This is a genomic window from Lysinibacillus sp. NPDC093210 (genome assembly GCF_044753985.1).
In the GTDB taxonomy this organism is placed as follows: Bacteria; Bacillota; Bacilli; order Bacillales_A; family Planococcaceae; genus Lysinibacillus.
Window position 1 is genome coordinate 1 of sequence record NZ_JBIVOE010000018.1, and the last position, 9224, is coordinate 9224.

5 protein-coding genes are annotated in these 9224 nt (G+C 34.6%); 3 read left to right on the plus strand and 2 right to left on the minus strand.

Going from position 1 to position 9224, the window contains the following annotated elements:
* From ACIP9C_RS22995 to ACIP9C_RS23005, 3 genes are all read left to right on the plus strand, one after another.
* Positions 1-3040 (plus strand): autotransporter outer membrane beta-barrel domain-containing protein (locus ACIP9C_RS22995; RefSeq protein ID WP_401015168.1); only part of this gene is annotated, 3040 nt, incomplete at its 5' end.
* 266 nt (positions 3041-3306) lie between these two features.
* Positions 3307-4146, plus strand: coding sequence for a helix-turn-helix domain-containing protein (locus tag ACIP9C_RS23000; protein ID WP_401015171.1), 840 nt, complete (start codon positions 3307-3309; stop codon positions 4144-4146).
* Between the two features lie 15 nt (positions 4147-4161).
* Positions 4162-5052, plus strand: coding sequence for a tyrosine-type recombinase/integrase (locus ACIP9C_RS23005; protein ID WP_401015174.1), 891 nt, complete (start codon positions 4162-4164; stop codon positions 5050-5052).
* Between the two features lie 174 nt (positions 5053-5226).
* Here the strand turns inward: ACIP9C_RS23005 and tnpA are convergent, their stop codons facing one another.
* Together tnpA and ACIP9C_RS23015 are read right to left on the minus strand one after the other, a co-directional pair.
* A complete protein-coding gene (gene tnpA / locus ACIP9C_RS23010; protein WP_401015176.1) occupies positions 5227-5679 on the minus strand; it encodes an IS200/IS605 family transposase in 453 nt (150 codons plus the stop codon).
* Positions 5680-6397: 718 nt separating this feature from the next.
* Positions 6398-9224: Ig-like domain-containing protein (locus ACIP9C_RS23015; RefSeq protein WP_401015179.1), on the minus strand; the 2827-nt coding region annotated here is incomplete at its 5' end.

The window sequence follows — 9224 nt, forward strand, 5'->3', positions numbered from 1 at the left end:
CAAAGAGTACACTGTATCTCTTGGCGAAGACAAAATCGGTACATTCAAAGGTATTGCTGCTGTTGTTCCGACGAAAATTGAAATGACAACAGCTTCAATACAAGGCGTAATCGGCAATGAAGTAACGCTCAAAGCACAAGTAACAGTGCCAGAGGGTCAAGATAAATCCGGTATTCCGGTAACGTTCAATATCGTCAATAATAAAACAACGAATGAAAAAATTGAAAAAGTGGCTTATACAAACGCTGATGGCGTTGCATCATATTCATACACTCGTTACTACGATTCAGAAGACACAGTTGCGGCTTATTCAATAAACAGAGCTTCTGTTGTATCTAGCGGTAAAGTTTACTGGGCAGATAAAATTCAATTAGCCGTTTCAGAGATTACTACAGGTAATGAATTAGCGAACAATGCGAAAAAATCTTATAAAGTAACTGGTGCGAAAAACACTACTTACTATATAGCTATTAAAGAAAACATCAAAGTTGCTCCAGATAAAATTACAAATGTATTTGTTCAAAACCATAACTCAAGTTCATTCGTTACGCCTTATGAATTAACTACTGGTCGTGATGTTTTTGCAACTGTGCAAACAAATGCTAATGGTGAAGCAACATTTACAATTTACGGTTCTAACTTATCTGCTACACCAATCGTCTATTTACCATCATCCGTAAATGCACCTACAACACCTGTTAATAACTCGTACTCTAAATTGGCATTGCAAGCTGAAGCACCAACTGTAAAATTTGCTCGACTTGATAGATTGGCAATTTCTGTAGTAGCAGAAGGTGTAGCTGATTCAGCTGAGTCTTTCTTAGGTCTTGCAACTGTAGGGAAAGCTTATAATGAGAATTCTATTGGTGGTCGTACGTATACAGTGACTGTAACGGACAAAGATGGGAAATTAGCGCCAGAAGGAACAACTGCTTATGTAGCATTTGAAGATGGTAATATTAACGGCGATGTTTACTTCACTACTGCTAGAGAGGCCTTTTCAAAATTGACGAAAGGTACTGTTAAAGCAATCAAAGTTGGCAAAGAAGGGAAAGCAACATTCCGTGTAGCTGGTCATGGAGCGACTACTTTTGTCAAACCAACTGTCTTCTTAAATACAGCTGGTAAAACATCACCGGTTGAGCTTGATAAAGCAGACATACAAGTAGTAGCAGATGTCACATACTTCAAGCCAGCTACAGTATCCAATGCTAAATTAGAAGTAACTGATAAAGATGGAAGAGAAATTAAGTCTGCCACTGTTGGTACAGATGCATATATAGCTTACCAAGCAGTAGATCAAAACGGCTTTCCTTACCGACCAAATTTAAATGCTGCTAATAACACATTTACGTATGAATTAGCATTTGATGTATCTTCAACTTTTGGTAACGCTACTGTAAAAGATAGCAATGGCACTGTATTAAATGCCTTCCAAAACCTAGGTAGCACAAAAACGTATAAAGTCACATCTGATAGTAATGGTAAAGCAGTCGTACGTGTAACAACAGATAGCCCTGATACAGTGACTGTCAATGTTACAGGCGGAAGTGGATTCATTCCAACGCAAGCTGCAACAGTAACATTTACAAGATCTTCAACAGCGGCAATCGCAACTGGTAATATCATATCTATCAACAAGTCTACAAAAACATTTGTAATTCAAAATGCAATTACAAATGCCGCTTTCACGTATTCTTACGATTCAGCTGATGTAGCACAGTATCAAATTACTGGTACACAAGTAGATTACAATACATTTGAGGCTGCCTTATCTAATGGTGACGAAGTAACAGCTACTTTAACTTCTGATGGCAAATATATTTTAAATAATAGAAATAATGGTACTGGTACGGATACAAATCCAACGCCTATTAAATCGCAAGCTTCATTCAACCAAGCACTTGCGAATGGAGAAACGAATTTTAAATTAGATATTACTACTGGCGGCTTAACAATTAATACGGATAAAACAATCACAATCAATTTATCAGGTACGATTGCAGGTGGATTAACTGTCAATGCACCAAATGCACATATTAATAACTCAGCTACAATCACTGGTGGTGTCAACATTATCGATGTAGCAGGTTCTTCATTTATTAATACAAGTACCATCACTGGTGATATTACAATCACTGATAGCAATGCTAGATTCGTCAATACGAACGGCACATTAAACGGCAACATCATCATCTCTGGTAATGGTACACAAAGAATTGCGTTAGAAGGTACTTCCAATAATGCAGTTATTATCGGGGCTAATGTAACAGAATTGATATTAGCTGTTGGTTCAAGTTACAGCTCAATCACTGCAAATAATGCTAGTACTAAAGTTAAAGTTGGCGCTTCTGATGTTACGCCAGGTATTTCAGTTGGCAAAGGTATTGAAAATGCAACAATTACATCATCTTCCACTGACTACCAATTAACGATTGAAATTAGTGATGCTGATTTAAATAAATCTGCATCAACAGCCGAATCATTTAATGTTGCTGCTAAATATGCAGGTGAAGATATTACATTAACATTTACTGAAACAGGTGTGAATACAGGTAAATTCCAATCTATAGTGAATATCACGAAAAATGGTGACGTAGCATTCACTTATGTTGATACTACAACTACAGATGGAATTCAAAGATCACAAGAATTTAAAGAATCTGTATTAATAAAAGCTGATGCTGATTTAGCAGCGGCTAAAAGAGCATTAAGTGTATTAGTTGATAAAGTTGAGCTAACTATTGCAGATAAAAAGGATGGCAAAGTAGCTGTAGGCGATACTATTAAACTTGGCGACATTAATCTAAAAGTATATGCCGATACTACTAAAAAAACTGATGTTACCGAAGATGAACTATTTGTTCTTTTGAAGGATGCTAAAACATTTATTGAAGCATATAAAACAGCAAAATCTGAGCTGGATAACGCTAGTGCAACAATATTTACTTTAAATAGTGCTGAAAAAGCTTTTAGTGATGCATTAGATTTATTTCTTTTAAAAGTTGAATTTGGTATGAAAACTTCTAAATCTAAATGAAACATTGACTTATAAGCTGACTAGTTCAAAGAAATAAGTGAAAAAGAAAACCCATGTCTTGTTTAAAGCAATACAATGGGTTTTCTTTTTACCTTACAACACCGAATATAAATCCTGTTATTGGAATTATCCAATTTAGTGCATTTTAAAAAAACACATTTATCTTCTGTTCCCTCGCAATATATTGCATAGTTCCTACATTCATTTTTTATAGAAGTTGTAGCAAAGGGAAGATAATTTTAATTCGAAGGGAAAGGAGTAAAATAATGGAGACAAAACAAGGACAAGCCATTGCGCTAGGAAATCGCTTAAAAAGGCTCCGCCATAAGCATCACTTAACGATTGCTGGGTTAGCTGATTTATTAGGAATTTCGCATAGTTATGTAGGTTTTATCGAAAATGGTTCAAGAAATGCATCTGAAAAAATATTGAAAAAGTATGCGGATTTTTTTCAAGTGTCATATGCAGAATTAGCTGAATTACAATTACAACTAGAATACCCTACCCAAATAGAAAATCCTCTTACATTAACAGATGAGATGATGGAATTAAATAGTTTATTAATGAAATTAAATGAGGATTTCCGCTCTTCAATTATCGAGGACTTTAAGGAGCAAATACAACAGACACTATATAATCTTCTAACTCCATACAATATTGCGGATATAAAAAAATACATTACGAAAATAAAAAATGATTGGTTTTCTGAATGTGAGGAACCGCTGACAGAAGTAAAAAACTACAAGGGCTATATTGCCTTATCGAGTGAGCAATTATATTTTCAATTATATGTAGAGCACAGTGTATTGCATGTTCAGCTATTATATTGTGATAGAAAACAACGAACACTTTTTGAAAATTGGTTAGGTGATTGTTCCATCTCCTATCAGACTGAGGAAAATTTACAGCACATTAGTGAACCTCAGAAAATATTAAATATACTATGGCTAAGCCCTAATATGTCCTATCGGCAACAACATCATTATTTAGTAGCAAAAGAGCTACTTTCTTTGGAGTTAAACTATTGCGATGCAAAACTAAATTGGTTTGTTCATAATTACTCTCAGCATAATTCAATGCAAGACATACAAGAAAACATTAGCTAAGGAGCTGATACCTCTTTGATTTTCCATTCAGACTTTGATTTACCTAAATACTTAAAAAAGTTTCTTCAACATCTAAAAAGAAAGTACTATTCAGAAGAAACCATTATTGGCTATGAAAATGATATAAAAAAATTCTCATCATTTATTTACCAATTATATGATGGTCAAATCTTAACAGAAGAAATATCGAAAGATGACATCTTAGAATATCTCGATTTTTTAGGTAACCAAGATTATAAACCTAACTCTATTAATCGGTATTTTTACGGTTTAAAAGCATTTTTCAAGTATCTTGTTATCGAGTTGGACTTTAAAGTCGACCCAACAATCGGCATCACTACTCGAAATGTTTACGTCCCTTTACCCGAAATATTAGATATAGATGAAATGGCATTAGTATTGTCTACAGCCAAAGAATATTCTGAGTTTTACCATGTATTAATCAGCTTGCTATATTATACGGGTTCAAGAATAACAGCTGCTCGAACGTTGTTAAAGGAAAATGTAGATATAAAAAATAATAAAATATACTTCCCACGCATTAAAGGCGGAAGAGATCTCCATTTACCACTACATCCAAAACTACAACAAATATTGAAAGATTATTTACACAATACAAAAGATAATGGTTCGGATTATTTATTCCCATCTCCCGTAAGCCGGAACATGCCAATAAGCGGCGTAGAAATTCGTATCAAATTAAAAAAAATTGGGTCACAATGCAATATTACAAAACGTTTAACTCCACATGTTATCCGTCACTGTACAGCAACACATTTAACATTACTTGGTGTAGACCAACATTATATCGCTACTTTATTAGGTCATACCGATTCCCGTTCAACTGCACGTTATCAACATTTGAAAGTAGATGATTTGAGATCAGCTATGAAAAAGTTGAAATGAATAATAACACGGCGAATATTTATTCAAATATCACAATAAATATAAAGATTAAAAGCATAAAAACCCACCAGTAAACTGGTGGGTTTCTCGGCGCGTGAAACGCTAGCTTACTCCCCCATGTCTTTCGACATTTTGAAAGGCCTGCCAACCGTATGCTTTTTTGCTTCGGTTAATTTATTCACAATTAAAAGGGTCAATAATTTCATTCATTGACAGTTGATCATAACGGATATCTTCATATAATTGTCTTTTAATATACCGATGAATCACATTGCGATTTCGAGCGACTGTATCTACTAAGTATCCTCGACACCAAAATTGGCGATTGCTCAATTGGTTCTGTACATTAATATGTCGGTCGAAAATCATGACGCTACTTTTTCCTTTTAAATAACCCATAAAAGCGGAAACGCTTAGTTTCGGAGGAATTTTCACAAACATATAGATATGATCCGGACACGCTGCTGCTTCTACAATTTCTACACCTTTTCTTTCACATAACTGCCGTAGTATTCCTCCTATTTCCGCTTTGATTTGACGGTAAATTTCTTGTCTTCTATATTTCGGTACGAAGACAATATGATACTTACAATTCCATGTTGTATATGCTAAACTTTGACTATTCATTTAAACTCCTTTCGTACAAAGTCGGTTGACTAGACCTGATTTTATTGTACGATTGGAGTTTTTTTGTTGTCTATAGTTAGAAGCTTTCCGTCCACCCATTCACAACTGGGAGTATTCAAAACATAAAAAGCAAATCATTGAACAATAATTTATTAATTTCTAATTAATTATTGACCCGATATTTACTATATATTCTTATATAGAGTTCAATTCAGACCTAAATAGTTTCATTTTTTATATAATGTAGAACATAACCATTAGGTAATTGGAAATAAATTTCTAATTAAAAATTGATTCACAATACAAAATTACAAAACTATTTATATACCTGTTATTAGTCACTGTACCACAACATACTTAACATTATTCGATGTTGATGAGCATTTTATCACTACTTGATAGGTCATATAAATTCTCTCTCAATTGCGCTTTATCGACATTTGAAAGTATATGATTTGAGGTCAGCTATGAAGAAATTGAAATAAGTTTTATCTAAAAGAATCAAAATGAATTTGAATATATAATAGTCTTTTCAAATAAATTTATCTTAAGTGTGCCAAAGAATATATTTTTTATAATTCCAGAATTTATTTCTATTGTGGGTGAGAAAGGAATTCAATGTTCATTACTTATAACTATAAAAAAACCCTGTAGAAAGTTAATTGTCTACAGGGTTTTCACATAATTTTATATATAACTAATTATTTTAATAAATATATTAGTTATTTGTAACTGTTAATTTAGCACCATTTGTAGGAGCTTCTTCTCCAGCTTTTTGAGTTAATACTACAATATCAGTACCAGAAAGTGTAGCTGTATATTTTGCATTTGCATTTGCATTAATTGCAGAAACGATATTTGTAGCAAATGTTCCAGCTGTTGCATCCCCAGCTACTGTTTTGTAAGTATAAGTTTCAGCACCTACTTTTACAGTAACATCTTTGCCAGCAGTAATACCACTACCAACTTTGAATGAGAATTTAGCAGGATTTTTAACTAAGTCTTTACCATCAACAGGAGTACCCGCTGTAACACCAACAAGTGCTGTTGAATTCTCAATAGTTACTAGACCAGTTTCAACAGAAGTTACTTTAACTTTGTCTGTTCCTGATACTGATACTACTTCAGCCTTAATTTTAGTACCATCGATTGCAACTTGCGCGTTAATTGCATCAGCAATTTGAGTCGCTGTAGCATTTAATGGAAGAGCCACAGATGTTAAACCAACATCAGTACCTTTTGTTACAGTTAGTCCAATGTTACCAACTGCGTTAGAACCTGGTGTTAATTCTAATGTTGCAGCAGTTGCAGGAGTTTCTGAATAATCAGCTGCTGGATTACCGATAACTGTGAAGAATTCAGCTGCAGTAACAGTTACTTTAGCATTTACAGTCACAACATTAGTACCATCAGAAACAACTGCTGTAATTGTTGTTGAACCTACAGCTTGAGGTGTTACTGTGATTGAAGGACCTGTTCCTGTAACAGTTGCAATTGTTGCATTAGCAGATGTAGCTTGTAAAATTGTTAAAGCATCAGTATCAGTTGCCAATTCAGATGATGTGAATGTTAATGTTCCACCGTTCACAGCAATAGATTTTGCAACATTTTCTTTAGCTACTGGTGGTGTATTTGTCACTGGTGGTGTTGTTGCTTTATAAGGTTGTAAACCAGTAGTTGGAGTTGCTACTGATACTGTAATGATTTTGAATGAAATTGTATCTCCATCAACATTATAAGATACTCTTACATCATGACCAACATAACTATTTAATAAAGCTTCCCACGCTGATTCACCAAATACTTCATTACCATTTGCACCATAGTATTTGAATGTTTTACCACTTACTCCAGCATATTTTATAGGGTTTTTACCGTCAAACCAGATAGAGTTGCTGTCAGTACCTGAGTCTGCTGAATTGAATACTGTAACAAATCCAGTGAATGAACTTGGAACTTCTTTAGCAGCAGTGAATGTTGCAGTTGCTTCTTTAGCAGTGAATGCAAATTCTTTGTTTCCGTTAACTTCTTTAGCTACACCAGTAGCAAGAACTTTTACAGAAGTAGAAAGACCTTTTTCAGAAGTAACTTTAATTTCACCAGATTTAGCAACTAATGTATGCACGCGGTTAGGAGCGATTGTTACTCCGTCAACTACTACATTTTCTGCACCAGTGTTGTAAACAGTGTAAGAAACATCTTCAGTTTTATAACCAGATGCAGTAACTACTTTACCACTTTGGTTTGTAAGTTGTACTTTGAATGTTGCAGTTTCGCCACCGTCAAATTTATCAGCTTCTTCAGTACCATTGTAAGATACTAATTTAGAACCATCTAAATATGCAGCTTGGAAGTATGAAATTGGTGCAACTGCTGAAGGTTCACCTTTGTCTAAGTTTGCATCTTTAGCGCTTTGGTTATTGATGTCAATCCAAGCGATTGGTGTAGCATAAGTGTTTACAGCATCAGCTGAAATTACGAAACTTGCTTCACCTTTAGAGTTTGTTTTAACAGTGATTTTTTTACCTTCGTAGCCAACTTGTTTACCGTTTTCTACTTTTACGAATTGTGCAGAAGTAACTGTAGAAATTACTCCGTCAATATCTTCGTTAAATGCTACGTTAACTGTTTCATTAGCAGCTAATTTACCATCTTTGTCTTTCACTACTAAGTTATATTTACGGCCGTTTGTTACACCAGTTGCAGCAGTTTCGCCACCATCACGCGTTACTTCAAGTGAGTAAGCAGCTTGAACAGCACCGAATGTAACTTTCGCAGCAGAAGCTTGTAATGTATCTGCAGTGTATTTTTGAGTGTATCCAGTTGTTGTAACAGTACCATTTGCATTAGTAGTTGTAACTGGAGTCGCTTCAAATACTACTGGCGTTACTTCAGCATTAGAACCTGAAACTGTGAATGTAGCTTCACCTTTTGAATCAGTTGTGATTTGTGCAGCACGTGTGTTGTTATCACTAGTTTGAACTACAGCAAGACCATTAACTGTAACATTTTGTAATTTATCAACAGTTACGTCAATGTTTTCTTTAACTGATACGTTAAGTACTTTACCTGATACTGGTTTACCAGTTTCTGGGTGTTTGTAAGTTACTTTGTAAGTTTTGTTAGCACCGTTATTGATAGTGTTGCCAGTAGTAACTTCAGTGATTTCTAAAGTTTGGTCAACAGCCCAGAATACATAACCAGTTGAGAATTTAGAACGGTCACCGTTAGCGTATACAGTTACAGTATCGTTCGTTGCAGCATAACGAGTGTAAGTATAAGAAGCGATACCTTCGTCGTTTGTTACAGCTTCAACTGTTACAGGAGTTTTCACGCCATTAGCAGAACCTGGGATGAAGAAAGTTACAGGAATACCAGCTTTAGTTTGACCTTCAGCAACAGTTACTTGTGCTTTAAGTGTTACTTGTTGGCCTAGTTTACCTTGTACTGATTTTTCAACTAAATCAACTTTAGTTGGTACTACAGCAGCGATACCTTTGAATGTACCGATTTTGTCTTCGCCAATAGATACAGTGTATTCTTTA